Here is a 1001-nt window from a genome sequence, read left to right as displayed (position 1 = left end):
TTATGACTCATACGTAGGATCTTAAGCAAAACTCAATATCTACATGATTAACCAATGTTATTTAATAAAAGTTGGAAGTTGTACTCATCTCATGATCAAATAGTAAGTGCGAACCACTAATCAAAAATGAGAGAGCACAAGATGAATTTTAACGCGATCCTAAGCAACTGACAAGTGTTCTTAACTCATGCAACATCACTCAATTAGCCAAACAGTGTCATTTCATGCAGCGGATGCGCAACATTTCACCCATGCAGTTGGTGCTGGCAATCCTCAATACTTTGGGAACCAGAACCAATATTAACCTTGCTGATATTCATAAGAATTTATGCAGCCAACATGACATCGGGATCAACTATAAGCCCTTGCATAATAAACTAAAAAACCAGAGTTAACTCAACTGCTTAGGACTCTTGTCGAACAAGCCGCTAACGAGTGGCTACTCGAGTTAGTGCATAGAGTATTACCGAGTGAATACCCCTTTAAGTCGATAGAGGCTCATGATGCTAGCTCCCTCAAATTGCACATTGGTTTAACTAAAGAGTTTCCCGGCCGATTCACCAAGACTCACCCGGCAGCCATGGAGTGACACGTGACCACGGATTTGATGTCTGGTCATTACAATTATCTGGGTATTTCTCCCGATTCAGAAAGTGAGCGGCACTATAATCCCTTTGCTTATGAAATACAGGACACCTTGCTGCTCATGGACGCGGGTTACTTTAATATTGATTACTGCTATCAAGCAGACAAACACGGTGGTCATGTAATTATGCGAACCAATGGTAAAATTAATCCCGATATAAAAGCGGCTTTTGATAGCCAAGGACTTGCGATAGAAGGGTTAATCGGTAAAAAATTAAAGCAACTTAAATGGCATCGAGAGCAAATAATCGACCTCGATGTTCAGTGGAAAAGCAAGCCAGGAACTCATCGATTAATCGCCTTCTGGGATAGAAATAAATCGGCGATTGGTTACCTCATCACCAACCTAAAGCGAG

1 protein-coding gene and 1 pseudogene are annotated in these 1001 nt (G+C 41.1%); both read left to right on the top strand.

What is annotated here, in order from left to right:
- Nucleotides 1-451 precede the first annotated feature (451 nt).
- On the top strand, nt 452-589 hold the full coding sequence (locus KT99_RS22135; RefSeq protein WP_005496481.1) for a hypothetical protein: 138 nt from the start codon (nt 452-454) through the stop codon (nt 587-589).
- A 3-nt stretch (nt 590-592) separates the two neighbouring features.
- Nucleotides 593-1001: pseudogene (locus tag KT99_RS19875) on the top strand (hypothetical protein); the annotation flags it as partial.

The sequence above is a fragment of the Shewanella benthica KT99 genome (genome assembly GCF_000172075.1).
Lineage (GTDB): Bacteria > Pseudomonadota > Gammaproteobacteria > Enterobacterales > Shewanellaceae > Shewanella > Shewanella benthica_A.
Note: the sequence above shows the minus strand (reverse complement) of the source record. Positions and strands in the feature narration are given on the sequence as shown.